Raw genomic sequence first — 26,569 nt, 5'->3', positions numbered from 1 at the left:
CCGGATGATCGACCTTCTGTTCTTCGGCGTCGGCCTGCTCGCCGTCGCGGTCGGGATCTGGCGCGCGGTGCGAGCGCGGCGGACTGGTGCCGGTGCGGGGCTCGCGACCAGCCTGATCGCCCTTGGCATCGCGTTGTGCTTGCTCGCCGACAGTGCGCAGGCTATCGAGAGCCGCTTGTACCCGAGCCTGGGGCGGCTGCTGTCGAACCTCGCGACGATGGTGGCTGCGTACGGCATTGAAGTGACTGTCGCGGAGATCGGTGGCGTGGCAGAGCGTCGACGGCGCGCGCGGCTCGGGGCGCTGATTGTCGCGCTCGTCGTGCTCACTGCGTCGTTCTTCGCGACGCGCGGGCTTCCGACGGGCGTCGGGCTCTTCGACGAGCTGTACCGGTCGAACCCGACACTGGTCGCATACATCGTCGTCTACACCCTGTACCTCGGCTTCGCGGTGGCGGACATCGCCGTGGTGTCGGCCGGAGCAGTGCGCGCGGGTGCCGGTGCGCTGCGAGCCGGGCTGGGCATCATGCTGCTGGCCTGTGTGTTCGCTTTCGCTTACCTGGTCGGGAAGATCGTGGATCTGCTGAGCGACCTGACCGCCGAGCATCCGGTCCGGAATCTGTGCCGGGGCGCGTTTTCGACGGTTCGGTGCACGCTCGCGGTCGGCTTCCCGGCGATCTCGGTGCTGCTGATCGTCGTGGGGCTGACGGTCCCGGCGCTGCCCGCGTTGGGACGGACGGTGCGCGACGCGCGGACGCGTGCGGTGTTGCGGCCGCTCCGGCAGCACCTGGCGGAGCGGTATCCGGACATCGTCCGCCTCGACGACGCGTCGGGGACCGGCCGGGAACGGTTGCTGACGATGATGAGCGAGATCAACGACGGGTTGCTGCTGTCCGGCGTCGGTCCCGAAGTGCCGCCGGGCGCGGCTGCGCAGGTGTTGCGCAGTGCGGCCGCGCCGGCACCGGACGAGCCCGCGGAACCGCCGGCTCCGCATCGGGAGACCGCGTTCGAGGCTGACGTGGCCCGGCTGCGGGCTATCGCGCAGGCGTTCCGAGCGGAGCCGAAAGCCGGAGCTGCCAACCCTGCTCGGTGAGCACGACGAGGTGCAGCGTGTCCGCCAGTGCGGCGACCGGCAGCGCGGCTCGCGCGCGTTCGGCGACCTCGGCGAGCTGGGCGTCGGTGCCGCCGAGGGCGATCGTCAGATGCGCTGGCGGATGCGCTCCGAAGCGGCCGCCGTACGGGGGCACATCGGGCCAGCGGTCGCACACGGCGTCGGCGAGGGGTTGCAGGGCCGGTGCGGCCGCGGCGACGAACCCGGGCGCGGTGACCAGGTCGGTCAGCCGGACTTCGGTCGCCGGGAAGCTCGCGGCGAGCCGGCTGACGTCGGCGTCGATCCGCTCGGTGAGCCGGTCGGCGGGCAGAAACGGGTACAGCGCCGTGACGTGCGGCGGAAGGCCGGGACGGACGAGTCCGGGGTCGACGGCCGCGGCGGTCTCGAGCAGGACGGCGGCGGCGGGAAGCGTGACGACGAGCGCGCTGGTTCCGGGGGTGGGCACGGCCCCGATCCTGCCGGAGGCGCCCGTTCGCCGCACCGGAGGGTCCGGACTGGAAAGGAAAGGCAACCCTTTCTGTTTTGCTGCTTCCGGGGAATTCCGCTTAACCGAACCCTAAGTCTTCCCCAAGTCCGCCGTCGGCGATTCTTTCCGGTCCTACACTCGGTGGATGAAGATCGTCCTATGGACCGCATTGTGCGGATTGTGCGCCGTCACCGGCCACGTGCTCCTGGGCGTCGTGGCAGGTTTCCTTCTGCTGGCTTGCGTTCCGCGCCGTCCCGCTCCGGGGCGGCCGGCCCTCGAAAGAGAATTGATCAGCTCCCGCGGCTGACCTTCCGGGAAATTCTCCCGCAAATCGCCGCCCCGGCGGGCGGCGGCCCTCCTCCCGGCCGCCGGACTCCCGGAATTGTCGGTGCCGTGCGGTACAACGGGGGCCGGCGAACAGGGAGGAACGATGCATTACGTCGAACACGGTTCCGGCACGCCGGTGCTGGCCGTCCACGGCTGGACGCCGGACCACCGCCTGATGACCGGCTGTCTCGAACCGGTCTTCGCGCGGCGGCCCGGATACCGCCGGATCTACCCGGACCTGCCCGGGATGGGCGAATCGCCCGCCGGGTCCGCGCGCGGCTCGGACGACCTCCTCGCGGCGTTGGACGACCTGGTGGACGATCTGATCGGCGACGAGCCGTTTCTGCTGGTCGGCGAGTCGTACGGCGGATACCTGGCGCGAGGGCTGACGCGGGCGAGGCCCGCGCAGGTCGCCGGGCTGGCGCTGGTGTGCCCGGTCGGCCGTCCGGTGCCGGTCCTGGAGCGGGACGTGCCGGACCACGAGGTGCTGCGCGCCGATCCGGAGCTGCTGGCGGGGCTCGACCCGGCCGAGGCGGCGGAGTACGGGGAGGTGGCGGTGGTCCAGTCCGCGGAGACGCTGGCGCGGTTCCGGACGGACGTCGCGCCGGGGCTCGCGGTCGCCGACCGGGCCGCGCTGCGGCGGATGCTGCCGGGCTGGAAGCTGTCGGCCGACCCGGAAAGCGGTCCGGCGTACCGGAAACCGGCGCTGATCGTGTGCGGGCGGCAGGACGCGTCCACCGGATTCGCCGAGCCGTACGGATTGCTGGGGCACTATCCGCGGGCGAGCTACGCGGTGCTCGACCGGGCGGGGCACAACCTGCAGTTCGAGCAGCCGGTGCTGTTCGAAGCGCTGATGGAAGACTGGCTGGACCGGGTCGCGGAGGCGAGTGCGGCGGGGGACTGAGGCGTCTGGTGCGGCCCGGCCGGGAGTATTTGGTCCGCAACCATTCCGCGGGAGGCGAGTGGCGGAGGTCGGCATTGCCGTGGGGGCTTTCGTGGACGGTGTGCGGGGTTTTCCGCGGCTGCCCGGTGAACGGGCGGCTGTGGAACCGGTTGAGGACGGCGGTGTCATCGGAAGGGGTCGGCGGCTCCGCGGATGGTGGGAGTGCGGCTCTGCTGGGGAGTGGCTGGTGGGCAGTGAATCCGCAGCAGGCGAGTGGCGGAGGTCGGCGTTGCCGTGGGGCGTTCGTGGACGGCGTGCGGCATTGCGGGGTTTTCCTCGGATGGCTGGTGAACGGGGACGGCTGTCGGACTGGTTGAGGACGGCGGGTGTCGTCGGACGGGGGTCGGCGGCGCGGATGAGCGTGTACGGCTCTGCTGGGAGTGGCTGGTGGGCAATGGTTGCGCGGCAGGCGAGCGGTGGAGGTCGTCGTTGCCGTGGGGGCGTTCGTGGACGGTGTGCGGCATTTTCCGTGGCCCGATGAACGGGAGGCCTGTCGAGGGCGGCGGTGCTCTCAGCCGGCGGGCACCCGGCGGCGAGCACGCCGGGTCCGGCGGGGCGAGGCGAGTCGCCGAGTGTTCACCGCAGCGTCGTTGAAGGGGGTGGTCCCGGCGGTTAGCGTCGGCGCGACTTCTTTGCTGCGGAGGTAGGTCATGTCCACTGGGGAACTCAACCGGCGCACCCTGTTCCGGGCCGGCGGCGTCGTCGCGGCGGGCGCGGCGATGACGATGCTGCCGGGCGTTTCGTTCGCGGCGCCCGCGCCTGGCTCCGGGCAGCAGACGAAGACCGTCACCGGCACCTTCCGCCCGGACGTGCCCGACTGGTACTACCTCCCGGTCGAGGTGCCGCCTGGCGTGAAGCAGATCGATGTCGTTTACTCCTACGACAAGCCGCCGGTGCCCGCCGGCACTCGCGGAAATGCTTGCGACATCGGCATGTTCGGCCCGGAAGGGCACGAACTGGGCACCCGGCGCGGCTTCCGCGGCTGGTCCGGCGGCTTCCGCGACCGGTTCTCGATCAGCGCCGCCGAGGCGACCCCCGGCTACCTCGCCGGGCCGATCACGCCCGGCCGCTGGCACGTGATCCTCGGCCCGTACACGGTCGCGCCGCAGGGCCTGAACTACCGCGTCGACATCACGCTGACCTTCGGCCGGGACACCTCGAAGCCGTTCCAGCCGAACCCGGCCCCGGAGACCGCGCCCGCGCGCGACCGCGGCCGTTCCTGGTACCGCGGCGACTCGCACCTGCACACCGTCTACTCCGACGGCAAGCGCACGCCCGAGCAGCTGGTCGCGGACGCGCGGGCGGCCGGCCTGGACTTCATCGTGTCCACCGACCACAACACGTCCAGTTCGCAACTGGTGTGGGGCAACTACGCCACCGACGACCTGCTGATCCTCAACGGCGAGGAGGTCACCACGCGGTCCGGGCACTGGCCGGCGATCGGCCTCCCGGCCGGCACCTGGATCGACTGGCGCTACCGAGCTTCCGACCCGAGCGACTTCCGGCGGTTCACCGACCAGGTCCACCGGGCGGGCGGACTGGTCACCGCCGCGCACCCGTTCGCGAACTGTTTCGGCTGCACGTACGAATTCGCGTACGAGATCGCCGACCTGGTCGAGGTCTGGAACGGCCCGTGGACCGCGGACGACGAAGCGAGCGTCACGCACTGGGACGGCCTCCTGCGCGGCGGCCGGTGGATCCCGGCGATCGGCGATTCCGACGCGCACAACCCGGACCACACCGTGGCGCTCCCGCACACGGTCGTCCAGGCCGACCGGCTCGGCCGGGCGGAACTGCTCGCCGGGCTCAAGGCGGGCCGGTCGTGGCTCGCCGAATCGAAGGACGTGCAGCTCGACTTCTCCGTCTCCGGCGGGGGCCGCACCGCGGGCATCGGCGGCCGGCTCGTCGCGGGCACTGGCGTGCCGGTCGAGGTGCGCGCGGTCGTCCGCGGAGTTCCGGGCACGACGGTGACGTTTCTCGACCAGCTCGGCCCGGAGCACAGCGAGACCGTCCCGGAATCCGGTGCCGCGACTGTCACGTGGACGACGTACCCGCGCTACAGCCGCTGGGTCCGCGTCGAGGTGCGGCGTCCGTCGGGCGGCCCGAAGACGACCACGCCGAACGCGATGGTCGCCATGTCGAACCCGATCTTCCTGGGCACGGCCGACGCCGGCTGACCCGACCCGAGCGTCTCGCGGCCCGACCGCCCGGGCAGACTGTGCACTTGAAGCGGGCAGCGGGAAGGGCGGGCACGGGTGCGCGGGTGTGGCGTACGAGCGGCGATCCTCGCGGTCGTCGTGGCTCTCGCGGCCGTGGTGGTCGTGGTAGTCATGTTCTCGAGCAGCGACGAGGTGAAGACCCCCGGCTGCACCGTTGCGCTGCCGAAGGGGCCCAACGACGCCTCCGCGCCGCAGTACACGCTGCAACCGGACCCCATGAACAACGCCGCGATCATCGCCGCGGTCGGGATCAAGCAGGGCCTGCCGTCGCACGCGGTCACGATCGCGCTCGCGACTGCCCTGCAGGAGTCGAAACTCCGCAACCTGAGCGGCGGCGACCGGGATTCGGTCGGCCTGTTCCAGCAGCGCCCGAGCCAAGGCTGGGGCACCCCGGATCAGCTCCAGGACCCGGTCTACTCGGCGACGGAGTTCTACAAGAAACTCGCGAAACTCGACAACTGGCAGACGATTCCGATTACCGAGGCCGCACAAGCGGTGCAGCGTTCCGGCGCCCCCGACGCGTACGCCCAGTGGGAAGACGAAGCCACCGCGCTGACCGGTGCGCTGACCGGCCAGTACCCGGCGGCGCTGACCTGCCGGAACCTGACGCTGAACCCGCCGGCGAACCTGGTCACCGTCGCGAACGCTGAACTGGGCACGGCACGGTTGAGCGGCGCGCACCCTTCCGCGGAGGGCTGGCGGATCGCGAGCTGGCTCGTCGCCCGCGCGGCGAAGCTGGGCGTGGACCGGGTGAGCTTCGCCGGTCAGACGTGGACGGCGGAGTCGGGCGCGTGGGCCGCGGACGACAAGGCGGGGCAGAATCTTTCGCTGCATCAGGCTCCGGCTGCGCCGCCTAGTTCGAGCTGAGCGGGGTTTCGGCGCTCTGGCGATGAGGTTTGTCACCGCCGCGCTGATCGGGGGCATTCGGTTGGTGCCGGCTCACGCGCATCAGCTGCCTGCGGTCGCAGTGGCGAGAATTCTGCGCCTCAGATCGAAGCCGGCCAGTACCTGGACGCCTTCCCGGTGAAGGGAGTGCAGCGCGGGATCGTCACCCGGGTCGAGCGCCGCGGCTTCTTCCCACATCGCTCGCTCCGCAGCCCGCCACTCCGGGCGTTCCCGAACGACCACATTCGTGAATCCGGCTTCGGTGAGGCCGGCTTCGGCATGGACCGCTCGAATCCGTGCGGACACGCGTTCGTCCGCGTGCTCAACGGCATCCCAAGTCGTCAGTGCGACGCGTCCGCCCGGACGGAGCACTCGCCGCATCTCCTCGAACGCTTCGGCGCCCGCCTGGAATTGGATCGCGTCGACGCACACGATCGCGTCCACTGATGCGTCCGGCAAGCCGGTGTCGGCGAATTCGCCCACCCGGAACTCGGCGGCCACCGAACCGAACTGCCGAGTCAGGAGCCGGGCCTGGTCGATGGCTTCCGGCGCGAAGTCGATGCCGATCAGCCGCGCCCCAGTGCGGGACGCGATCTCGAGGCCGTACCCGCCGCGTCCGCATGCCAGATCCAGCAACCGGGCTTCCGGCTTGAGCCGCAGCGCCTCGACGACTTCCGCGATGCCGTCCCAGGTGAGCAGGCTGCTCGACAGCAATCGCGGCGGCAGCCCGAGGTGCCGCTGGTGGATGTCGTCGAGGGCAGCGCTGCGCCGCATGTTCGAGTACCACTCGTCGAACTCGTCCGCCGACGTTCCGGAACCCATCGCGGCCCTCCTGACCCCGTCGCTCGAACCTTATGCGTGAAGCTGCGGTTTCGGCGGGCTGATCAGCTGATGGCGGATCGGTAGAGCTGCGCGATGTCGTCGTCGAAGTAGGCGCTGTACGAGATGTCCGGGGTGGCGCCGCCGGTCTGGTAGCCGCCGATGGTGCCGATGACGGTGCCGGTTCCGGTGTTCGGGTCCTGGTTGACGACCCAGGGGCCGCCGCTGGTGCCGTCCGGGAAGCCGGGGCAGGCGACGCGTTGCTGGTAGGTGTCGGACTGGGTCGTGGCGCCGGTGCAGACGACCGGCTGTTCGGTGCCGTTGGGGTAGCCGGTGAGGGTGATCGTGTGCGAGAAGCCTTGGTTCGTGCCGAGCTGGTTGGCGCCGGTGAGGCTTTCGAGGCTCGCGGAACCGGGCTGGGCGACCTTGAGGAACGCGAAGTCGAGGTCCTGGTCGGACGAGGATTTCCACCCGTCGGCGACGACCGCCGCGGTGACCTGCCAGGTGCCGTAGGGGGCGATGCCGTCGTGGTAGCCGGGTTTGAAGGTGATGCCGGAGACGTCGCCGCTGACGCAGTGCGCGGCGGTGAGAAGGAGGTCGCCGGTGGGGCTGTGCACGACGCTTGCCGAGCAGAAGTGGTTGCCGCCGGAGAACAACGCGCCGACGGCTGGGCTGGCGGTCCCGGCGGGGGCGTTCGTTCCAGTGTTGCTGGAAGCGCCACCGGGCGAGGCGGCGGGGGTGTTCGTTCCAGCGTTGCTGGAGGTGGTGCCGCTCGAGGCGGCTGGCGTGCCGGTGCTGCCGGATGAGGCGTTCGTCCCGGTGCCGCGCGACGTGTCGCCGGTCGACCCGGCGGGGGCGCTCGTGCCGCTCGGCTGGCCGGTCGAGGCGGTGACGTCAGCGGTGTCGACGACGGCGTTGGCGCCGCCGGTCGCGACGATCGCCGCCGCCGCGCAGACGACCAGCGCGGTCCGGGAAACGTTGACTCTCACGCTTCAAGATGACCATGCCGACGCCCGCCGGGCATCCCGTACGGCCGGATCCACAGCAACCTCACAGCGCTCGCACATCCGCTCACAGCAGGGGATTCGTGCCGGTGCGGCCGGGAGTTTCCCCCCTCGCGGGGGTGAGTGAGCCATGCGGTGACGGGCTCTTTTCCCGGCGCACCGGACCCGCGTCCGGCCGTCGGACGTGACCGGCCAGTCTGGGGGACTGGCCGGTCACCGGACCTGCTGCGCACGCCGACCGCGGCCGATCGGGTCGGTGTTTGGGCGACCTCAGGTGGGGTGTCGTGCGGCCAGGCCCGCGCAGCGCTTCGACCCGCTCGCGCGACCGACCGCGTCGGCCGGGCAGGTTGCTCGGCCAACGCGGTCGCCTCCCCGGCGGAGGCGGCGAGCGCGGCAGCAGGTTTCCGGATACCGGAACGTCGCCCGCTGCGCCCGGTTCGTCTCCGTGCGGAGGCGGCTGTCACCGGTCCGGTCGGTGGCCACCGACCGGACCGGCAACCGTGGGCCGTCAGCCACAGGCATGGCGACGACCGCACCCGTGGGCGGACGACCGCGGCCGTCAACTGCGACCGTGGCTGTCGACCGCAACTGCGGGCGGGCGGCCGCAACCGCCGGCCGCGACGGGCGACCGCGAGGGCGACCGGCGACCGCGCGTGCCGACGGCGACCGGCGACCGGCGACCGCGAGCGCGACCGGCGACCGCGAGTGCCGACCGCGAGCGCAATCGGCGGCGGTGACTGCCGCCCGCAATTGGCGACCGCGGTTGCCGACCGCAATTGGCGACCGCGGTTGCCGACCGCAATTGGCGACCGCGGTTGCCGACCGCGGTTGCCGACCGGAGTTGCCGACCGCGACCGGCGACGGCGACTGCCGCTCGCAGCCGCGACTGCAACTGCCGACTGCGACTGCGACCGGCGGCGGTGACTGCCGCCCGCAACCGGCAACCGCGAGTGCCGACTGCGACCGCGATTCCCGACCGCCGCTGCGACCGCAACTGCCGACTGCGGACGGATGATCGCGATCGTGGGCCGACGACCGCAACTGTGGGCCCTCAATCGCGACCGTGGCCCGACAACCGCGACCACCGACCTATCTAGCCGACGCCACCTCCGAACCGACCCGGGTCACTCGGGTGCCTCGGAGCGTCGCCGTCACTGGCCCTCCGCCGGGGTGTGGGTCACCAGCAGGGTCACGCCTGCCTCTCCGTCGCAGTCGACCATCACCGGACCCACTCCGTCGCCGATCTTCGTCGTCAGTTTCGCCGTTGCCTTGAAGGCTTCCGGGTTCGCGTCGACGATCTTGACGTCCTTCAGCACCTGATGGCCCGGATATCCGCCGATCACCTTCTTCAGGCCCTTGCCTCCGCCGCAGTTGCCGGTGATCGTGACGTCCCCGCCGGGGGCGGCCGGGTTCGGGTCGACCTTCACGACGGCCCGGGCGCCTTCCGGCGGCTGTTCGGCGGGCGGCTGAGCGACAGCGGCAGCGGCAGGGGCAGGCGCCGCCGGGTGCTCGCCGGTCGCCGCGGCGGCCACTCCGATCGTTCCGCCCGCGATGACGGCCGCGGCGATGGCCGTGCCGACGACCAGGCGGCCGTGGCGCAGAACCGAAGATTTCGCTGACATTCCGTTTCCCTCCCTCGTTGTGTCCACTGAGGACACTTTGCGGTTCACCCGTGCATGGGTTCGTCCGGGTAGTCGACGCGACCCCCTCCCCAGGTTCTCCAGGACCCGAAAAGTGATCGGCGTCACATCGACGGGGAACGGCTACGATGGCGGGAAACCCAACGCTGGCGGGGAGTTTTCGTGACGGTGGCCGGAGAAGCGCGCGAACGGCTGAGCCCGCGGGTCGCCAAGCAGGTGCGCGATCTGATCCTCACCGGCGCGGTCCGCGGCGGCGAGCGGCTGCGCACCGAGCATCTGGCCGAGCGGCTCGGCGTCAGCGCGACCCCGGTCCGCGAGGCGTTGATGGCGCTCGCGGGCGAGGGCATGGTGGATTTCCGGCCCGGGCGGGGATTCCGGGTGATCCCGGTGACGCGGCGGGACGTCGTGGACGTCTACGCGATGCAGGCCTACGTGTCCGGCGAACTGGCCGCGCGGGCGGCGGAGACGTTCGATCCGGCGGGGCTGGCCCGGCTGGACGACTTGCAGCGCGAGATCGAGAAAACCGTTCGCGACGGCGATCTCGACGCGACCGAGCGGGCCGATTTCGCGTTGCACCGCATGATCAATCACGCGGCCGCGGCGCCGAAGTTCACCTGGATGCTCTCGCTGACGCTGCGGTACGTGCCCTTTTCCGCCTATGCCGACATCCCCGGCTGGCCGCTGCTGGCCCGCGACGACCACGACCGGGTGCTCGCCGCGTTGCGCGAACGCGAGCCGGAAGCGGCGCGGGAAGCGATGGCGGCGCACATCCGCGAGGCCGGGGATCTGCTGGTCGACTTCCTCGCGGCGCAGGGCGTGCTCGCCGCGCACTAGACAGCCCGGGCGTTTTCTATAGAATCCGGCCCCGAGGGAGACAACGCAGGTCGAAGGAGACTCGGTGGCGGAGCGAGACGTGCTGTACCTCGGCGGCGCATGGGTGCGTTCGGACGGCGAAGGCGTGATCCCGGTGGAAAACCCGGCCACCGAGCAGGTCCAGGCGCACATCCCGGAGGGCACGGCCGCCGACGTCGACCGGGCGGTCCGGGCGGCGCGCGAGGCGTTTCCCGCGTGGGCCGAGACCAGTCGGGCGGACCGCGCGGAGCTGCTGCGCAAACTCGTCGACGGGCTGGCGAAACGAGCCGACGAGATCGGCGAGACGATCGCGAAGGACGTCGGCACCCCGTTGCGGATCGCCACCCGGATCCAGGCCGCGCTGCCGCAGACCGACGTGCGGACCTACGTGGATCTGCTCGGCCAGGAGGAGCCGGAGGAGAAGGTCGGCAATTCGCTGATCGTGCGCGAACCGGCGGGCGTGGTCGCGGCGATCACGCCGTGGAACTACCCGCTGCACCAGATCACCTGCAAGATCGCGCCGGCGCTGGCGGCGGGCTGCACGGTCGTGGTGAAGCCGAGCGAGGTCGCGCCGCTCAGCGCGTACCAGCTGTTCGACGCGATCCACGAGGCCGGTTTCCCGCCGGGCGTGGTCAACCTGGTCACCGGATACGGCCCGGTGGTCGGCGAGGCGCTGGCGACGCATCCGGAGGTCGACGTCGTGTCGTTCACCGGCTCGGTGCGCGCCGGAACGCGGGTCGCGGAACTGGCGGCGCGCACGGTCAAGCGCGTCACGCTGGAGCTGGGCGGCAAGTCCGCCAACGTGATCCTCGACGACGCGGACCTGGCGACGGCGGTCAAGGTCGGCGTCTCCAACGCGTTCCTCAACGGCGGCCAGACCTGCACCGCGTGGACCCGCATGCTCGTCCCGCACGACAAGCACGACGAAGCGGTGGCGCTCGCGAAGACGTTCGCCGAAGGGTTCACGACGGGCGATCCGCTGGATCCGAAGACGAAACTCGGCCCGCTCGTCTCGGCGGCGCAGCGCGACCGCGTGCGCGGTTACATCGAAAAGGGCATTGCCGAGGGCGCGACATTGGTGACGGGCGGCGCGGAAGCTCCTGCGGACACCGGCTACTTCGTCGCACCGACAGTTTTCGCCGGCGTGGACCCGGATTCGACGATCGCGCAGGAAGAAATCTTCGGCCCGGTGCTGTCGATCATCCCGTTCGACGACGAGGAAGACGCGCTGCGGATCGCGAACAACTCCCGCTACGGCCTGCACGGCGCGGTGTGGTCGGGGAGCCAGGACCGGGCGCTCGCCTTCGCGCGCAGGGTCCGGACCGGGCAGATCGACGTGAACGGCGGGGCCTTCAACCCGCTGGCCCCGTTCGGCGGCTACAAGCAGTCCGGTCTCGGCCGCGAGATGGGCCGGGCCGCGCTCGACGAGTTCACCGAACTCAAATCCATCCAGCTCTAGCCCGGCCCGAAGGAGAAACCCGTGGTCAAAGCCGTGGTCGTGCGCGAACAGGGCGGGCGTCCGGAGGTCTGCGACATCGTGCTGCCGCCGGTCGGGCCGCAGGACGTGCGAGTGCGGATCGCGGCCGCCGGAGTGTGCCATTCCGATCTGTCCATGGTGGACGGAACGCTGCGGCCGCAGTACCCGTTCGTGCCGGGGCACGAGGCGTCCGGGGTGGTGGCGGAGGTCGGCGGCGAGGTCACGCACGTGCGGCCGGGCGACCGGGTGGTGCTCAACTGGGCCGCGGCGTGCCGGGAATGCTGGTTCTGCCGGGCCGGGGAGCCCTGGTTGTGCTCGGCGATCGAGGGCGTCACCACGCTGCCGCGCGGCGAGCTGGACGGCGGGCCGCTCAACGTCCTGCTGGGCGTCGGCGGGTTCGCCGAAGAGACCGTGCTGCCCGGCCGATCCGTCGTGCCGCTGCCCGGCGGCGTGCCGCTCGACCTGGCCGCGTTGATGGGCTGCGCGGTGCTCACCGGGGTCGGCGCGGTGCGCAACACCGCGAAGGTCCGAAAAGGACAGAGCGTGCTCGTGCTCGGGCTCGGCGGGATCGGGTTGTGCGTGGTGCTCGGCGCGAAACTCGCGGGCGCGGGGCAGATCATCGCGGCCGACCTGTCGCCGGAGAAGGAAGCGCTCGCCCGGGCGGCCGGCGCGACGGATTTCCTCGTGAGCGACGACAAACTCGCCAAACAGGTGCGCGGGCTGACCGAAGGCCGCGGCGCGGACCACGCCTTCGAATGCGTCGGCGCGGCGACGACGATCCGCACCGCGTGGAGTTCGGTGCGCCGCGGCGGGCAGTGCACGGTGGTCGGGGTCGGGCGGAAGGACCAGCAGGTCGTGCTGAGCCCGCTGGAGATCTTCCACTTCGCCCGCACGCTCACCAGCACGGTCTACGGCGCTTCCGACCCCGATCGCGACATCCCGGTTCTCGCCGACGAGGTCCGGGCGGGCGAGCTGGACCTGGAAACCCTGGTGACGCACCGGATTTCGCTGGCGGAGGTCAGTGAGGCGTTCGACCGGATGCGGCGCGGGGAGGGCGCGCGTTCGCTGATCCGCGTCGGCGGCTGAAGGAACGGCCGGGAACTCGCCGAGGTCCCGGCCGGTCCCTGCTCAGTCCGCCACGTCCAGCGCGGCCTGGATGATGCTGTCGGTGTCGATGCCGTGGTGCCGGTACACGCTCCGCAGATCGCCCGACTGCCCGAACCGCGTCACGCCCAGATGCGCCGCCCGCACGCGGTGGACGTTCGCCAGGAACGCCAGCGTGTGCGGGTGCCCGTCGAGGACCGTCACCATCGGCGCGGACCGTTCGGACGGCAGCGCGGATTCCAGGATCCACGTGTCTGCGGTGTCCTGGCCCGCCCGGGCCTGCACGGCGCGGAACAGCAGGCCGGGGCTGGTCACGCACACGACGTCGGCATGCTTGCCCAGCGCGTCCAGCCGGTCGGCGGCTTCCAGCGCCTCGGTGACCATCGCGCCCATCGTCACCAGCGTGACGTCCGGGCGGGCGACCGCGGCGGTGCGGATCGGGTACGCGCCCGCGACGACCTGGCGGCGGCGCCGTTCCCGCGCGGCCGGATCAGAAGGCACCGCGGCCAGGCTCTGGTCCACCGGGCGAGTCGACAGCCGCAGGTAGGCGGAAGTTCCGTCCGGTCGCCCGAGCCGTGCCAAAGACGCCAGCAGCGTCCACTCGACGTCCAACGCGAACGCGGGCTCGTACGTCACGCACCCCGGCTGTTCCAGCCCGACCGACGGCGTCGTCACCGACTGGTGCGCCCCGCCCTCGGGCGCGAGGGTCACCCCGGACGGCGTACCGACCAAAATGGACTGTCCGCCGCCGTAGATGCCGAACGACCACGGTTCCAGCGCGCGCTCCACGAAGGGGTCGTAAAGCACCCCGATCGGCAGCAGCGGATGTCCCCAGCGCGACCACGTCGTGCCCAGTTCGCCGAGCGCGCTCACCAGGTTCACCTCGGCGATGCCCAGCTCCAGATGCTGTCCGCTGGGCCGCTCGCGCCAGTGCAGGATCGTCTCCGGGTCGTCGGCGAACCAGTCGACGCGTTCCTGCGGCGACCACACGCCGACCTTGTTGACCCAGCCGCCGAGGTTCGTGCTGGACGAGACGTCCGGGCACAGCGTCACCACGAGTTCGGCGGCTTCGGGTGCTTCGCGGGTCAGGTCGAGCAGCGCCCGGCCGAGCGCGGCCTGCGTCGTGGTGCGGCCGGACGGCGTGCGGCCGATGTCCGACGGCAGTGCCGGAACCGGTTGCAGCTCAACGGGTTCCCGTTCCAGCCGGGCGGCGGTCTCCGCGCACAGCCGCGCGGCCGCGGAGCCTTCGGGGAACTTCTGCCACGGATTGTCCGGCGAGATCCCGACGCGTTCGGCCAGCGAACCCAGCTGCTCGGCGGTCAGCAGCGACGAGTGGTTCTGCGGATGTCCTTCGCTGGCGAGGCCGAACCCCTTGACGGTGTAAGCGAAAACGACGGTCGGCCGGTGGTCGTCGATGGCGTCGAAGGTGTCCAGCAGCGCGGACAGGTCGTGGCCGCCGAGGTTGCGGATCGCCGCGTGCAGCGTTTCGTCGTCGAGGGGTTCCAGCAGCGGAGCCAGCTCCGGCGTCGTCAGGCGTTCGCGCAGCTGGGCCGGGGTGCAGCGGAGCAGCCGCTGGTACTCCGGGTTCGGCATCTCGTCGATGCGCCGGCGCAATGCCTGCCCGCCCGGCCGCTCGAACAGTTCCTGCAGCAGGCGTCCGTACTTCACGGTCAGCACCTGCCAGCCGGCGGCCTCGAACATGCCCTGGAGGCGGGTCGCGCCGATGTTCGGGACCACGCGGTCGAGCGACTGCCGGTTCAGGTCGACGATCCACACGACCTCGCCGAGTTCGGCCACGTTCGGGTCGAGGATCGCCTCCCAGCACGCGCCCTCGTCCAGTTCCGCGTCGCCCACCAGCGAGTACTGCCGTCCGGTGCCCGCGCCGCCGCCGTGCGATTCGACGTAGCGCCGCGCCAGCGCGCCCCAGATCGGGGCGGTCGCGCCGATGCCGACCGAACCGGTGGAGTAGTCGACCTGGTCGGGGTCCTTGGACCGCGACGGGTAGCTCTGCAGGCCGCCGAACTCGCGCAGCGTCGTCAGGTACTTCTCGTCGAGATCGCCGAGCAAATAGTTGATCGCGTGCAGCACGGGGGAGGCGTGCGGTTTCACCGAGACCCGGTCCTGCGCGCGCAGCCGGGCGAACCACAGCGCGGTCATGATCGACACCATCGAGGCGCTGGACGCCTGGTGCCCGCCGACCTTGAGCCCGGTCGGGTTGGGCCGCACCCGGTTCGCGTGGTCGATGATCGCGGTCGACAGCCACAGCACCCGGTCCTGCACCTCGCGCAGGACGGTCACCGTGTCGTTGTCCGGAAGGCGTTCGGGGGCGGCGCTGCTCACGACGAATCGGACCTTTCTTGGGCGGAAAGTTCAGGACAGTCCAGCAGAGCTGGGTAGGGTGCACAACAAGCGCGTTCAACATTGCGCAGAACGCCCAAGTCAGCACCGCCCGGTGCGGAGAGGATTGCGCAGCATGCCCAGCACCCAGCGGCTCGACGCCACCGACGCCCGGATCCTGCTCGCGCTCGGCCGCACCCCGCGCGCCACCGCGGTCGCGCTCGCCGACGAACTCGGCCTGTCCCGCAACACCGTGCAAACCCGGCTGGCCCGGCTCGAACAGGGCGACGCGCTGCGCTCGGCCGAACACCGGATCGACCCGGCCGCGCTCGGCTACCCGCTCACCGCGTTCGTCACCGTGCAAGCGCGCCAGCGGCTGCTGGACGAGGTCGGCCGCGCGCTCGCCGCGGTGCCGGAGGTGCTGCAGGTGCGCGGGCTGACCGGCGCGCAGGACCTCCTGGTGCACGTGGTCGCGACCGACGCCGACGACCTGTACCGGATCGCCGGGGAAATCCTGGAGATCCCCGGCGTCGAGCGCACCAACAACGCGCTCGTCATGCGCGAGATGGTGCCGTACCGGCTCACTCCGCTGCTCGAGCGCGCCGCCGGGCGCTGAGGGTCACGGCCGGTCGTCGGCCGCACGTCCCCGGCCGCGCTGCAGCATGCTCCGGTGGACCCAGACCAGCAGCGGCGCGGCGACCAGGCCCCACAGGAACCAGCCGGTCTCGCCGGCCATCAGGCCGAAGACGAGCATCAGCGCGGTGGTGACCTCGGCGAGGACAAGGATCTTCTGCCACCGCCGGGTCTCCGCCGGCGGCACGCCTTGGCTGAGCGTCGCGGCGAACACGGGGTCGCTCGCGGCGAGTTCTTCTTCGATCTTCCGCAGGGCGCTGCGGTCGCGATGGGGCAGCATGATCCCCTCCTCGGGCAGGACGGGCCGGTGATCGCTCAGGTACCAGTGGAGTACCCGCCCACGGGCGCCGTCAAGCCCGGGTTTTCGCGGGATCGATCCGCAGGCCGGGAGGCTGTTGCGAACTGAAACACGTTCTAATAATGTCGCCCGGGTGAGATACGGGATCGTGCTGTTCACCAGCGACCGGGGCATCTCCCCGGCGGCGGCCGCGCAGGCCGCGGAAGAGGCCGGCTTCGCGACGTTCTACGTGCCCGAGCACACCCACATCCCGGTCCGGCGGGACGCCCCGCATCCGCGCACCGGCGACTCCTCGCTGCCGGACGACCGCTACCTGCGCACGCTCGACCCGTGGGTCGCCCTCGCCAGCGCGGTGCCGGTGACCTCGACGATCCGGCTGGCGACCGCGGTCGCGCTGCCGGTGGAAAGCGACCCGATCACGCTGGCCAAGACCGTCGCGACGCTGGACCATCTCTCCGGCGGCCGGGTCACGCTCGGCGTCGGGTTCGGCTGGAACACCGACGAACTCGCCGACCACGGCGTGCCCGGCAAGCGGCGGCGGACCGCGCTGCGCGAGTACCTCGAGGCGATGCGCGCGCTGTGGACCGAGGAAGAGGCGAGCTACTCGGGCGAGTTCGTGGAGTTCGGGCCGAGCTGGGCGTGGCCGAAGCCGGTGCAGCCCAAGGTGCCGGTGGTCGTCGGCGCGGGCGGCACGGAGCGCACGTTCCGCTGGATCGCGCGGCACAGCGACGGCTGGCTCACCACGCCGGGCGAGGGCGACCTCGCCGGGAAAGTCGCGCAGTTGCGGGAAATCTGGCGGGCGGCGGGGCGCGAGGGAGAGCCGGAGGTGATCGCGCTCGGCCCGCGTCCGGATCCGGAAGGCTTGGCCAAGCTGGAAGAGGTGGGCGTGACCGAGGTGGTGTTCGGCCTCCCGGACCGATCGCCGGGCGAGGTCGAGGCATGGCTCGACCGGCTCGCCGGGAAGCTCGGGCACCTGGCCGGAGCCTGATCGGTGGCTATTCGGGGCGGCTTTACCCCGGTTGACTGGAAACGGCGCGCTGAAATCGCGAATAGCGCCTGAACGGGTGAACTCGGCGGTCGCGCGTCATTCCGGGGAACGCCTTCCCTCTTGTTTCGTGTGGCGGTGACCGGCCGGCACGCCCCCCGACCGGCCGGTCACCGCTTCGCCCGTCCGCGGCGGCGAGGCGAATGGCGCCGCGCGGCCTCGCCCGGGACACTGGGCCGGTGCGCATTCCCGTTCCCCGGACCGAAACGTGACTCCCGAACTGGCCGAACTGGCCGCCGCCCACGGAGTCGCCACCCGCTACGAAAACGCCGACCAAGTCGAAGTACAGGTCGACCCCGACGTCGTGGTCGCCGTATTGGCGCAGCTGGACGTCGACGCCAGCAATCCACCCGCGATTCAGCGAGAATTGGCCGCGGCGCGCGAGGCCCGCGCGTCCGCCGCGTTGCCGCCGACTGTCGTGCTGCGCGCCGGGCGGGAACGCGAACTCGGCCGGGCCGCGACCGTCGAACTCGAAGACGGCACCACGCGGGACGTCGGCGCCACCCTTCCGGCGGACCTTCCGCTCGGCTGGCACCGGATCGTGACCGAGGAGCAACGGGTCGCCCTGGCCGTCGTGCCGGACCGGCTGCCCGCGGTGCCGCCCGCGTGGGGCTGGATGCTCCAGCTCTACGCACTGCACTCCGAGCAGTCGTGGGGGATGGGCGATTTCGGCGACCTCGCCGAGATGGCTTCCCGGTCGGCCGCCGAACTGGGCGCGGGCGTGCTGCTCGTCAACCCGGTGCAGGCGATCAGTCCGGCGCATCCGGTCGAGCGGTCGCCGTATTCGCCGTCCAGCCGCCGCTTCGCGAACCCGCTGTACCTGCGGGTGACCGACACCGAGGCATTCGCCCGCGCGGACGAGGACACCCAGCGGCGGGTGCGGGCGCTCGCCCCGGATCCGATCGGCGAGCTGATCGACTACGACGCCGTGTGGACCGCCAAACGCGCCGCGCTGGAACTGCTGCGCCCGCACCATCCGCACCCGGTCGAACTGGACGACGACCTGCGCGATTTCGCCGCGTTCGGCGCGCTTGCCGAGGTGCACGGCAGCGATTGGCGGGAGTGGCCCGAGGCGTTGCGCGATCCCGGCAGCGCGGAGGTGGCCGCCGCGCGCGAGGAGCTGGCCGAGCGGATCGAGTTCCACGGCTGGCTTCAGCAGCTCTGTCACGAGCAGCTCGACCGCGTCCGCCGCGCCGCGCGCGACGCGGGCATGCCGGTCGGTGTCGTGCACGACCTGCCGGTCGGGGTGCATCCCGGCGGCGCGGACACCTGGGCGCTGCGGGACGTCTTCGCCGCGCGGGTGCGGGTCGGCGCGCCGCCGGACGCGTTCAACCAGCAGGGGCAGGACTGGAACCTGCCGCCGTGGCGGCCGGACCGGCTCGCCGAAGCCGGGTACGCGCCGTTCCGCGACGTCGTGCGCGGCGTGTTGCGGCACGCCGACGGCATCCGGGTGGACCACGTCGCCGGGATGTGGCGGCTGTGGTGGATCCCGCCGGGCGAACCCGCCGGTCGCGGCACGTACGTGCAGTACGACGCCGAGGCGATGCTCGGGGTGCTCGCGCTGGAGGCGCATCGCGCGGGCGCGGTCGTGGTGGGGGAGGACCTCGGCACGGTCGAGGACACCGTCACCGAAACCATGCACGAACGCGGCCTGCTCAGCTCCGCGGTGCTGTGGTTCCAGCGCGACTGGGACGCGCCCGGCAAGCCGTTCGTCCGCCCGGACCGCTGGGATCCGGACGCGATGGCCAGCATTTCGACGCACGACCTGCCGACTGTCTCCGGCTGGCTCGAGGCCGAGCACGTCCGGGTCCGCGCGAAGCTCGGCCAGCTCGACCGGCCGGTGGAGCAGGAGTACGCCGAGGCGGCGGACGAACGGCGGGCGCTGCTCGAACTGGTTGCCAGCGAAGGAATTCCGGAAGACGACTTGGTGGTCGCCTTGCACACGCTGCTCGCCTCGGCGGCGTCGCGGCTGGTGCTCACCGCGCCGGCGGATGTCGTCGGCGAACGGCGCCAGCCGAATTTGCCGGGCACCGTCGATGAGTACCCTAACTGGCGCATCCCCCTTCCCGTCACCGTCGACGGGTTCTTCGCCGACCCGCGGGTGCGGGCGGCGGTCGCCCCGCTCGCCGCGGCCCGCCCGTTGCGCTGAACACCCGAAAACCCGTCCGGACAACGAAAACCGATGCCCAAGGAGAAGCCCTGTGCGGCCCTGGCCCGGAAAGCCCTACCCGCTCGGCGCCACCTATGACGGCGTGGGGACGAACTTCGCGCTGTTCTCCGAGGTCGCCGAGCACGTCGATCTCTGCCTCTTCGACGAGAAGGGCAACGAAACCCGCGCGCGGCTGGAAGAAGTCGACGGCTTCGTCCACCACGGCTACCTGCTGGGCGTCGGTCCCGGCCAGCGCTACGGATTCCGCGTGCACGGGCCGTACGACCCGAGCCGCGGCCAGCGCTGCAATCCCAGCAAGCTGCTGATCGACCCGTACGCCAAGGCGCTGTCCCGCGGCGTCGACTGGTCCGAGGCGCTGTTCAGCTACCGCTTCGACGACCCCGAGCAGTTCAACGAGGATGATTCGGCGGGCCACGTGCCGTATTCGCTCGTGGTGAGCCCGTTCTTCGACTGGGCGAACGACCGGGCGCCGCGGGTGCCGTACCACGAGACGGTCATTTACGAGACGCACGTGCGCGGCATGACGATGACGCACCCGTTCGTCCCCGAACGGCTGCGCGGCACGTACGCCGGGCTGGCGCATCCGGCGATCGTCGAGCATCTGCAGAAACTCGGCGTGACCACAGTGGAGCTGATGCCGGTGCACCAGTTCGTCACCGACCACGCGCTCGACGAAAAGGGCCTGCGCAACTACTGGGGCTACAACACGATCGGCTACTTCGCGCCGCACGACGGGTACGCCGCGATGCAGGGCCAGGGCGGGCAGGTGCAGGAGTTCAAGGGCATGGTCCGCGCCCTGCACGAAGCCGGCATCGAGGTGATCCTCGACGTCGTCTACAACCACACCGCCGAGGGCAACCACCTCGGCCCGACGCTGTCCATGCGCGGCATCGACAACGAGGCGTACTACCGCCTGGTCGAGGACGATCCGCAGTACTACATGGACTACACCGGCACCGGGAACTCGCTCAACGTGCGCAGCCCGCACACGCTGCAGCTGATCATGGATTCGCTGCGGTACTGGGTGACCGAGATGCACGTGGACGGCTTCCGGTTCGACCTCGCCTCGGCGCTGGCCCGCGAGTTCTACGACGTCGACCGGCTGTCCACGTTCTTCGACCTCGTGCAGCAGGACCCGATCGTGAGCCAGGTGAAGCTGATCGCCGAACCGTGGGACGTCGGACCGGGCGGCTACCAGGTCGGCAACTTCCCGCCGCTGTGGACCGAGTGGAACGGGCAGTACCGCGACACCGTGCGCGATTTCTGGCGCGGCGAACCGTCCACCCTCGGCGAGTTCGCGTCGCGGATCACCGGGTCGTCGGACCTGTACCAGGACGACGGCCGCCGCCCGTTCGCGTCGATCAACTTCGTCACCGCGCACGACGGCTTCACGCTCGCCGACCTGGTGTCCTACAACGAAAAGCACAATGAGGCCAACGGCGAGGACAACCGCGACGGCGCGGACGACAACCGGTCGTGGAACTGCGGCGTCGAGGGGCCGACCGACGACGAAGAGGTGCTCGCGCTGCGCGCCAAGCAGCGGCGGAACCTGCTCGCCACGCTGCTGCTGTCGCAAGGCGTGCCGATGCTGCTGCACGGCGACGAGCTCGGCCGCACCCAGCAGGGCAACAACAACGCCTACTGCCAGGACACCGAACTGTCCTGGATGGACTGGGAACTCGCCGCCGAGAACGCCGACCTGATCGAGTTCACCGCCGCGCTCACCGCGTTCCGCAAGGCGCATCCGGTGTTCCGCCGCCGCCGGTTCTTCCAGGGCAAACCGGTGCGCAAGGGCGAGGAGCTGGGCGACATCGCCTGGTTCACCCCGGCCGGCGAGGAGATGACCGAGCAGAACTGGGACGACGCGTTCGGCAAGTCCGTGGTGATTTTCCTGAACGGGGAAGGGATCCCGGACCTCGACCCGCGCGGGATGCCGGTGGAGGACGATTCGTTCCTGCTCGCGTTCAACGCGCACTGGGAGGACATCGTGACGACCCTGCCGGGCAACGGCTACGGTCGCGAATGGACAGTCGTGGTGGACACCGACACCGGAGTGGTCGGGCACAGCGACGTCGAACCGGTCGAAGGCGGCGGCAAGTTCACCCTCGCCGCGCGTTCGCTCGTGGTGCTCCAGCGCACCGCGAAGGAGGGCGAATGAGCACGCCGTCCTCGACGTATCGGGTGCAGCTGCGGCCGGAGTTCGGCTTCGCGGACGCTGCGGCGATCGTGGAGTACTTGCGCGAGCTGGGCGTCGGCGCGCTGTACGGCTCGCCGATGCTCGACGCGACGCCTGGCTCCACGCACGGTTACGACGTCACCGACCCGACGCGCGCCCGGGGCGAACTGGGCGGCGAGGAAGCGCGGAAAGCGTTGGCGGCGCGGCTGAAGGACGCCGGGCTCGGATTCGTGGTGGACATCGTGCCGAACCACATGTCCGTCGAAGTGCCGAAGGCGAACCAGTGGTGGTGGGACGTTCTCCGGAACGGCCGGGAATCGCCGTACGCGCCGTTCTTCGACATCGACTGGAGCCGCGGCCGGGTGCTGCTGCCGGTCCTCGGCGACGACAACGACGAGCTGACGGTCGAGGGGGACGAACTCGTCTACTACGACCACCGGTTCCCGATCGCGCCCGGCACCGGCGAGGGCACGCCGGCCGAGGTGCACGCGCGCCAGCACTACGAGCTGGTCGGCTGGCGGCGCGGCAACCGGGAGCTGAACTACCGGCGGTTCTTCGACATCACGAATCTGGCCGCGGTCACCGTGGAGCGGCCGGAGGTGTTCGCCGAAACGCACGGCGAGGTGCTGCGCTGGGTGTCCGACGGCGACGTCACCGGCCTGCGCGTGGACCATCCGGACGGGCTCGCCGACCCCGGCGGCTACTTCCGGCGGCTCCGCGAGGGCGCGCCCGGGGCGTGGCTGGTGGCGGAGAAGATCCTGCACCCGGGCGAGGCGCTGCCGCAGAGCTGGCCGGTCGACGGGACCACCGGGTACGACGCGCTGCGCGAGATCACCGGCGTGTTCGTCGACCCGGCCGCCGCGCCGGTGTTCACCCGGCTCGCCGCCGAGCAGGGTGTGCGCACCGACTACCACGCGGTCGAGGAAGGCGCGCGGCGCTTGGTGACCGACGGCATCCTGGTCGCCGAGGTGCACCGGATCGCCGCGCTGCTCCAGGGCGTGGACGCGGAAGCCGCCCGCGCCGCGGTGGCCGAGGTGATGATCGCGTTCCCGGTCTACCGTTCGTACCTTCCCGAGGGGGCCGGGCACTGGGCGACCGCCGTGGAGCGGGCCCGCAAGCGGCGGCCGGAGCTGGCCCCGGCGCTCGACGCGCTCGACAGCCAGGTGCGCGGCGCGCCGGACGGCGAGCTGGCGACGCGGATCCAGCAGACGTCCGGAATGGTCGTCGCGAAGGGCACTGAGGACACCACGTTCTACCGGTTCACGCGGTTCGCCGCGCTGAACGAGGTCGGCGGAAACCCGGACCGCTTCGGGCTGAACACCGGGGAATTCCACACGCTGGCCGCGGGCCGGGCGGCCGCGGCACCGGCCACGATGACCACGCTGACCACGCACGACACGAAGCGGTCCGAGGACACCCGGGCGCGGATGGCCGCGCTGTCGGAGGTCGCGGACGAGTTCGCCGTCGCGTTCCGCCGCTGGACGGCCGCGCGCGGGATCGACGAGCCCGCGCTGAATCTCCTGGCCTGGCAGACGCTCGTGGGCGCGTGGCCGATCTCGCCGGAGCGGCTCCGCGACTACCTCGACAAGGCCGCGAAGGAAGCGAAACTCCGCACCACGTGGACGGACCACGACGAGGAGTTCGAGCGCGCCGTCGCCGAGTGGCCGTCGGCAGTGCTGGGCGACGCGGAGCTGGCGGCGGACGTCGAGGCGTTCGTCCGGCGGGTACGAGGTGCGGGCTGGGCGAATTCGCTGGGGCAGAAGCTGGTGCAGCTGGCCGGCCCCGGCGTGCCGGACGTCTACCAGGGCACCGAGCTGTGGGACTACTCGCTGGTCGACCCGGACAACCGCCGCGAGGTCGACTACGCCGTCCGGCGCTCCTTGCTCGAACGCATCCAGGCGGGCGAACAGCCGGAGATCGACGAGACCGGCGCGGCGAAGCTGCTGGTGGTGCACCACGCGCTGACCCTGCGCCGAGACCGGCCGGAACTCTTCACCGGATATCGGCCATTACACGCGGAAGGCGTTGCCGCGGACCATCTTCTGGCCTTCGAACGCGGCACGGGCCTGACCGTGGCCGTCACCCGGCTGCCGTTGGGGCTGGAGCGGGCAGGCGGCTGGCGCGACACCGTTCTGCCGTTGCGCGCCGGAGAATGGACCGACGTGCTGACCGGCCGCGGAGTCGGCGACACCCCGCCGGCGTCGGCGTTGTTCGACCAGTACCCGGTCGCGCTTCTGGTGCGGGAGGACTCCTGATGTTCCGCGTATGGGCCCCTTCGGTGGAGCGCGTCCGCGTCCGCGTGGACGGCGCCGACCACGAGATGACCGCCGCCGAGAACGGGTGGTGGCAGGCCGACGTCACCGGTGCCGACTACGCCTTCCTGCTCGGCGACGACGACCGTCCGCTGCCGGATCCGCGCTCGCTCCGCCAGCCGAACGGCGTGCACGAGGCGTCGCGCGTCTACGACCATTCGGCCTTCGAGTGGACCGACCAGTCGTGGACCGGGCGGCAGCTGCCCGGCGGCGTGGTCTACGAACTGCACGTCGGCACCTTCACCGGGGAAGGCACGTTCGACGCGGTCATCGACCGGCTCGGGCACCTGGTCGACCTCGGCGTCACGCACGTCGAACTGCTGCCGGTGAATTCCTTCGACGGCACCGCGGGCTGGGGCTACGACGGCGTCCTGTGGGGCGCGGCGCACGAACTGTACGGCGGTCCCGACGGGCTGAAACGCCTGGTCGACGCGTGTCACGCGCGCGGGCTCGCGGTCGTGCTGGACGTGGTCTACAACCATCTCGGCCCGTCCGGCGCCTACCTCGACCGGTTCGGTCCGTACTTCGCCGGCCGCACCGACTGGGGCGCCGGCCTGAACCTCGACGGCCCGGGTTCCGACGAGGTCCGCCGCTACGTCATCGACAACGCGCTGGGCTGGCTGCGCGACTTCCACTTCGACGGCCTGCGCCTGGACGCTGTGCACGCGCTGGTCGACAAACGCGCCGTGCACTTGCTGGAGGAACTCTCCGCCGAGGTCGACGCGCTGTCGGCGGCCCTGAACCGGCCGCTGACCTTGATCGCCGAGTCCGACCAGAACGACCCGAAGCTCGTCACCTCGCGCGACGCGGGCGGCTATGGCCTGCACGCGCAGTGGTCCGACGACCTGCACCACGCGCTGCACGTCCGGCTGACCGGCGAAACCGCCGGCTACTACGCCGATTTCGCCGAGCCCGGCGCGCTGGCCAAGACCCTGCGGGAGGCGTTCTTCCACGCCGGGACCTGGTCCTCGTTCCGCTCGCGCGTGCACGGCCGCCCGCTGGACCGGCGGCTGGCTCCGGGCCACCGGTTCCTGGCCTACCTGCAGGACCACGACCAGATCGGCAACCGCGCGACCGGCGACCGGCTGTCCGCGACCGTCTCGCCCGGCCTGCTGGCCTGCGGCGCGGCGGTGGTGTTCTGCTCGCCGTTCACGCCGATGCTGTTCATGGGGGAGGAGTGGGCCGCGAAGACGCCGTGGCAGTTCTTCGCGTCCTTCCCGGACCCGGAACTGGCCGAAGCCGTCCGCACCGGCAGGCGCCGCGAATTCGCCCGGCACGGCTGGGGCGAAACGGACGTCCCGGACCCGATGGACCCGGCGACCGTCGCCCGCTCCCGGCTCGACTGGACGGAACCGGGCAAACCGGGCCACCGAGAGATCCTGGACCTGTATCGGACGCTGATCCGCCTCCGCCGGGAGCACCCGGACCTGACCGACCCGCGGCTGGACCGGGTCGTCGCGGAAACCGCGCCGGACGATTCGTGGCTGCTCCTGCACCGGGGCGCGCTGCGGCTGGCGTGCAACTTCGGCGCGGAGCCGGCGGAGCTTCCGGTGACGGGGGAGGTGCTGGCTTCGTGGGGCGATCCGGAGGTCGGCTCCGCCGAGACGGTTCTGCCCGCGGAGTCGTTCGTCCTGGTCGCTACCCGCTGACCTCGGGGTAGCGGCGGAGCATCGATCTCAGCGTCTCGGCCAGCCGGTCCCGAAGCTGTTGCGGCGCAACCACTTCCGCCAAGGGACCGAGCCGCAGCAGATCGTGCACGGCCTGATCGGGCTGCTCGACCGGAACGACCACGCGCGTCCAGCCATCCGACTCGACCACGCCGCTCTGCGCAGCGCGGGCGAGGGCGGGCTCGGCGAGCTGGGGCAGGAGCCGCATTCCCTCCGGTGACAGTCGCAGCACCGCCTCGCCCTCGTGTCGTCGCGAGTCGAAGTCGTCGAGATAGGACTGCCAGTACCCGCCCAGATCGAAGTCCTCGGCCCGGTCGAAGGTCTCGTCGAGCATCGTCGCCTCGACGATCCGCGCGACCCGGTAAGTCCGGAATTCCCCGGAACGCGCGACCAGATACCACTGCCCGGCCTTCAGCACCACCCCGTGCGGCTCGACGGTCCGGTTCACTTCGTGGGGCGCGGCCCAGCGCTGGTAGCGGATCCGGACGCGACGCTGCTGCCACACCGCGTCCGAAACGGTCGGCAGCTGCGGCGTGGCTTCCGGGCCGTGGTACCAGGACGCCGCGTCCAGATGGAACCGCTCGCGGACCCGGTCGGCGTGGGATCGCAGTTCGGCCGGGAGCGCGGCCAGCAGCTTGCGCTCCGTGTTCGCCGCGACCGGCCCGAGACCGAGCCCGGACGCCGCGGCGGGCAGGCCGGTGAGGAAGAGCGCCTCGGCTTCCTGCCTGGTCAGGCCGGTCAGCTGGGTGCGGTACCCGTCGACCAGCCGGTATCCGCCGTCGTGGCCGGGCTCGCCGTACACCGGGATTCCGGCGGCGCTCAACGCCTCGATGTCGCGGTAGACGGTGCGCGGCGAGACCTCCAGCCGGGCGGCCAGTTCCTCCGCCGTCCGCGGCTGGCGGGCCTGCAGCAGCAACAGGAGGGAGACGAGCCGGCTCGCGCGCATGGGGCCAGCATGCCCGGGACCACTGACAAAACCTGTCCGGCAAACCCTCAAGCCGAGGTCAACGGGGCACGCCCGGCCGCCGACCCCTGCCCGGCCGGCCGTCGGCCCAGGTCATGACCCCTGCCCGGGGAAGTTCAGCCA

Annotated in this window: 21 protein-coding genes; 14 read left to right on the top strand and 7 right to left on the bottom strand. The window is 71.4% G+C overall.

All coding sequences use genetic code 11. The annotated features are described in order from the left end of the window. The first annotated feature begins 4 nt into the window (after positions 1–4). Positions 5–1,090, top strand: a complete 1,086-nt coding sequence (locus tag L942_RS26175) for an MAB_1171c family putative transporter (RefSeq protein WP_037365314.1) — start codon at positions 5–7, stop codon at positions 1,088–1,090. Here L942_RS26175 and L942_RS26170 read toward each other — a convergent pair. Next, the gene (locus L942_RS26170) at positions 1,032–1,553 is read right to left on the bottom strand and encodes a 2'-5' RNA ligase family protein (protein WP_037365312.1); all 522 of its coding nucleotides are present in this window, start codon (positions 1,551–1,553) and stop codon (positions 1,032–1,034) included. The two genes, L942_RS26175 and L942_RS26170, sit on opposite strands and share 59 nt — an antisense overlap. Positions 1,554–1,719: 166 nt before the next feature. Here L942_RS26170 and L942_RS44455 point away from each other — a divergent pair, with 166 nt between their 5' ends. The 4 genes from L942_RS44455 to L942_RS26155 all read left to right on the top strand — a co-directional run bounded on the left by L942_RS44455 (position 1,720) and on the right by L942_RS26155 (position 5,930). Next, positions 1,720–1,881, top strand: a complete 162-nt coding sequence (locus tag L942_RS44455; protein ID WP_158684540.1) for a hypothetical protein — start codon at positions 1,720–1,722, stop codon at positions 1,879–1,881. Positions 1,882–2,004: 123 nt separating this feature from the next. Further along, entirely contained in the window at positions 2,005–2,805 is an 801-nt protein-coding gene (locus tag L942_RS26165) for an alpha/beta fold hydrolase (RefSeq protein WP_037365311.1), read from the top strand. A gap of 689 nt (positions 2,806–3,494) precedes the next feature. Continuing rightward, positions 3,495–5,021, top strand: coding sequence for a CehA/McbA family metallohydrolase (locus L942_RS26160; protein WP_037365310.1), 1,527 nt, complete (start codon positions 3,495–3,497; stop codon positions 5,019–5,021). Positions 5,022–5,141: 120 nt separating this feature from the next. After that, a complete protein-coding gene (locus tag L942_RS26155) occupies positions 5,142–5,930 on the top strand; it encodes a hypothetical protein (protein ID WP_440201342.1) in 789 nt (262 codons plus the stop codon). Between the two features lie 81 nt (positions 5,931–6,011). Here L942_RS26155 and L942_RS42175 read toward each other — a convergent pair whose 3' ends face one another. The 3 genes from L942_RS42175 to L942_RS26140 form a co-directional block, all read right to left on the bottom strand. Continuing rightward, positions 6,012–6,770 (bottom strand): class I SAM-dependent methyltransferase, encoded by a 759-nt coding sequence (locus tag L942_RS42175; RefSeq protein ID WP_051166246.1) that lies wholly within the window; start codon positions 6,768–6,770, stop codon positions 6,012–6,014. 62 nt (positions 6,771–6,832) lie between these two features. Then, positions 6,833–7,756 carry a trypsin-like peptidase domain-containing protein gene (locus L942_RS45010; RefSeq protein WP_037365308.1) on the bottom strand — a complete coding sequence of 308 codons (924 nt, stop codon included), beginning with the start codon at positions 7,754–7,756 and terminating at the stop codon, positions 6,833–6,835. 1,166 nt (positions 7,757–8,922) lie between these two features. Next, positions 8,923–9,393 (bottom strand): hypothetical protein, encoded by a 471-nt coding sequence (locus L942_RS26140; RefSeq protein ID WP_051166245.1) that lies wholly within the window; start codon positions 9,391–9,393, stop codon positions 8,923–8,925. A 180-nt stretch (positions 9,394–9,573) separates the two neighbouring features. Between L942_RS26140 and L942_RS26135 the strand changes: the two genes are divergently transcribed. From L942_RS26135 to L942_RS26125, 3 genes are all read left to right on the top strand, one after another. Next, entirely contained in the window at positions 9,574–10,245 is a 672-nt protein-coding gene (locus tag L942_RS26135) for a GntR family transcriptional regulator (protein ID WP_037365304.1), read from the top strand. A 64-nt stretch (positions 10,246–10,309) separates the two neighbouring features. Continuing rightward, a complete protein-coding gene (locus L942_RS26130) occupies positions 10,310–11,722 on the top strand; it encodes an aldehyde dehydrogenase family protein (RefSeq protein ID WP_037365302.1) in 1,413 nt (470 codons plus the stop codon). Between the two features lie 21 nt (positions 11,723–11,743). Beyond that, positions 11,744–12,826 (top strand): alcohol dehydrogenase catalytic domain-containing protein, encoded by a 1,083-nt coding sequence (locus L942_RS26125; RefSeq protein ID WP_037365301.1) that lies wholly within the window; start codon positions 11,744–11,746, stop codon positions 12,824–12,826. Between the two features lie 42 nt (positions 12,827–12,868). Here the strand turns inward: L942_RS26125 and L942_RS26120 are convergent, their stop codons facing one another. Continuing rightward, entirely contained in the window at positions 12,869–15,184 is a 2,316-nt protein-coding gene (locus tag L942_RS26120; RefSeq protein ID WP_037365298.1) for a transketolase-like TK C-terminal-containing protein, read from the bottom strand. Positions 15,185–15,317: 133 nt separating this feature from the next. Here L942_RS26120 and L942_RS26115 point away from each other — a divergent pair, with 133 nt between their 5' ends. After that, positions 15,318–15,797, top strand: coding sequence for an Lrp/AsnC family transcriptional regulator (locus L942_RS26115; protein ID WP_037365296.1), 480 nt, complete (start codon positions 15,318–15,320; stop codon positions 15,795–15,797). A gap of 3 nt (positions 15,798–15,800) precedes the next feature. Here L942_RS26115 and L942_RS44450 read toward each other — a convergent pair whose 3' ends face one another. Beyond that, positions 15,801–16,094: a DUF3040 domain-containing protein gene (locus L942_RS44450; protein WP_037365294.1), complete on the bottom strand. Its 294-nt coding sequence runs from the start codon at positions 16,092–16,094 to the stop codon at positions 15,801–15,803. 151 nt (positions 16,095–16,245) lie between these two features. Between L942_RS44450 and L942_RS26105 the strand changes: the two genes are divergently transcribed. The 5 genes from L942_RS26105 (at position 16,246) to treZ (ending at position 25,464) form a co-directional block, all read left to right on the top strand. Next, on the top strand, positions 16,246–17,100 hold the full coding sequence (locus tag L942_RS26105) for a TIGR03619 family F420-dependent LLM class oxidoreductase (RefSeq protein WP_037365293.1): 855 nt from the start codon (positions 16,246–16,248) through the stop codon (positions 17,098–17,100). 265 nt (positions 17,101–17,365) lie between these two features. Then, the gene (malQ, locus tag L942_RS26100) at positions 17,366–19,306 is read left to right on the top strand and encodes a 4-alpha-glucanotransferase (protein ID WP_037365291.1); all 1,941 of its coding nucleotides are present in this window, start codon (positions 17,366–17,368) and stop codon (positions 19,304–19,306) included. A gap of 52 nt (positions 19,307–19,358) precedes the next feature. Then, complete coding sequence (gene glgX, locus L942_RS26095; RefSeq protein WP_037365290.1) at positions 19,359–21,485, top strand: glycogen debranching protein GlgX; 2,127 nt, start codon at positions 19,359–19,361, stop codon at positions 21,483–21,485. Further along, on the top strand, positions 21,482–23,758 hold the full coding sequence (gene treY / locus L942_RS26090) for a malto-oligosyltrehalose synthase (RefSeq protein ID WP_037365288.1): 2,277 nt from the start codon (positions 21,482–21,484) through the stop codon (positions 23,756–23,758). The genes glgX and treY overlap by 4 nt, the downstream gene beginning before the upstream one ends. Next, positions 23,755–25,464 carry a malto-oligosyltrehalose trehalohydrolase gene (treZ, locus tag L942_RS26085; RefSeq protein ID WP_037365489.1) on the top strand — a complete coding sequence of 570 codons (1,710 nt, stop codon included), beginning with the start codon at positions 23,755–23,757 and terminating at the stop codon, positions 25,462–25,464. Before treY ends, treZ begins: the two co-directional genes overlap by 4 nt. On the opposite strand, the gene L942_RS26080 is transcribed toward treZ, so the two are convergent. After that, the gene (locus L942_RS26080; RefSeq protein WP_037365286.1) at positions 25,454–26,428 is read right to left on the bottom strand and encodes a helix-turn-helix transcriptional regulator; all 975 of its coding nucleotides are present in this window, start codon (positions 26,426–26,428) and stop codon (positions 25,454–25,456) included. The genes treZ and L942_RS26080 overlap by 11 nt on opposite strands. Positions 26,429–26,569 lie beyond the last annotated feature (141 nt).

Source organism: Amycolatopsis orientalis DSM 43388, from assembly GCF_000411975.1.
Taxonomy (GTDB): Bacteria; Actinomycetota; Actinomycetes; order Mycobacteriales; family Pseudonocardiaceae; genus Amycolatopsis; species Amycolatopsis orientalis_D.
Note: the sequence above shows the minus strand (reverse complement) of the source record. Positions and strands in the feature narration are given on the sequence as shown.

Excerpts from the sequence above, each read along its gene's own strand:
- L942_RS26175 (WP_037365314.1), top strand. The coding sequence starts at position 5 with ATGATCGACCTTCTGTTCTTCGGCGTCGGCCTGCTCGCCGTCGCGGTC.
- L942_RS44455 (WP_158684540.1), top strand. The coding sequence starts at position 1,720 with ATGAAGATCGTCCTATGGACCGCATTGTGCGGATTGTGCGCCGTCACC.
- L942_RS26165 (WP_037365311.1), top strand. The coding sequence starts at position 2,005 with ATGCATTACGTCGAACACGGTTCCGGCACGCCGGTGCTGGCCGTCCAC.
- L942_RS26160 (WP_037365310.1), top strand. The coding sequence starts at position 3,495 with ATGTCCACTGGGGAACTCAACCGGCGCACCCTGTTCCGGGCCGGCGGC.
- L942_RS42175 (WP_051166246.1), bottom strand. The coding sequence starts at position 6,770 with ATGGGTTCCGGAACGTCGGCGGACGAGTTCGACGAGTGGTACTCGAAC.
- L942_RS26140 (WP_051166245.1), bottom strand. The coding sequence starts at position 9,393 with ATGTCAGCGAAATCTTCGGTTCTGCGCCACGGCCGCCTGGTCGTCGGC.
- L942_RS26115 (WP_037365296.1), top strand. The coding sequence starts at position 15,318 with ATGCCCAGCACCCAGCGGCTCGACGCCACCGACGCCCGGATCCTGCTC.
- L942_RS44450 (WP_037365294.1), bottom strand. The coding sequence starts at position 16,094 with ATGCTGCCCCATCGCGACCGCAGCGCCCTGCGGAAGATCGAAGAAGAA.
- treY (WP_037365288.1), top strand. The coding sequence starts at position 21,482 with ATGAGCACGCCGTCCTCGACGTATCGGGTGCAGCTGCGGCCGGAGTTC.
- L942_RS26080 (WP_037365286.1), bottom strand. The coding sequence starts at position 26,428 with ATGCGCGCGAGCCGGCTCGTCTCCCTCCTGTTGCTGCTGCAGGCCCGC.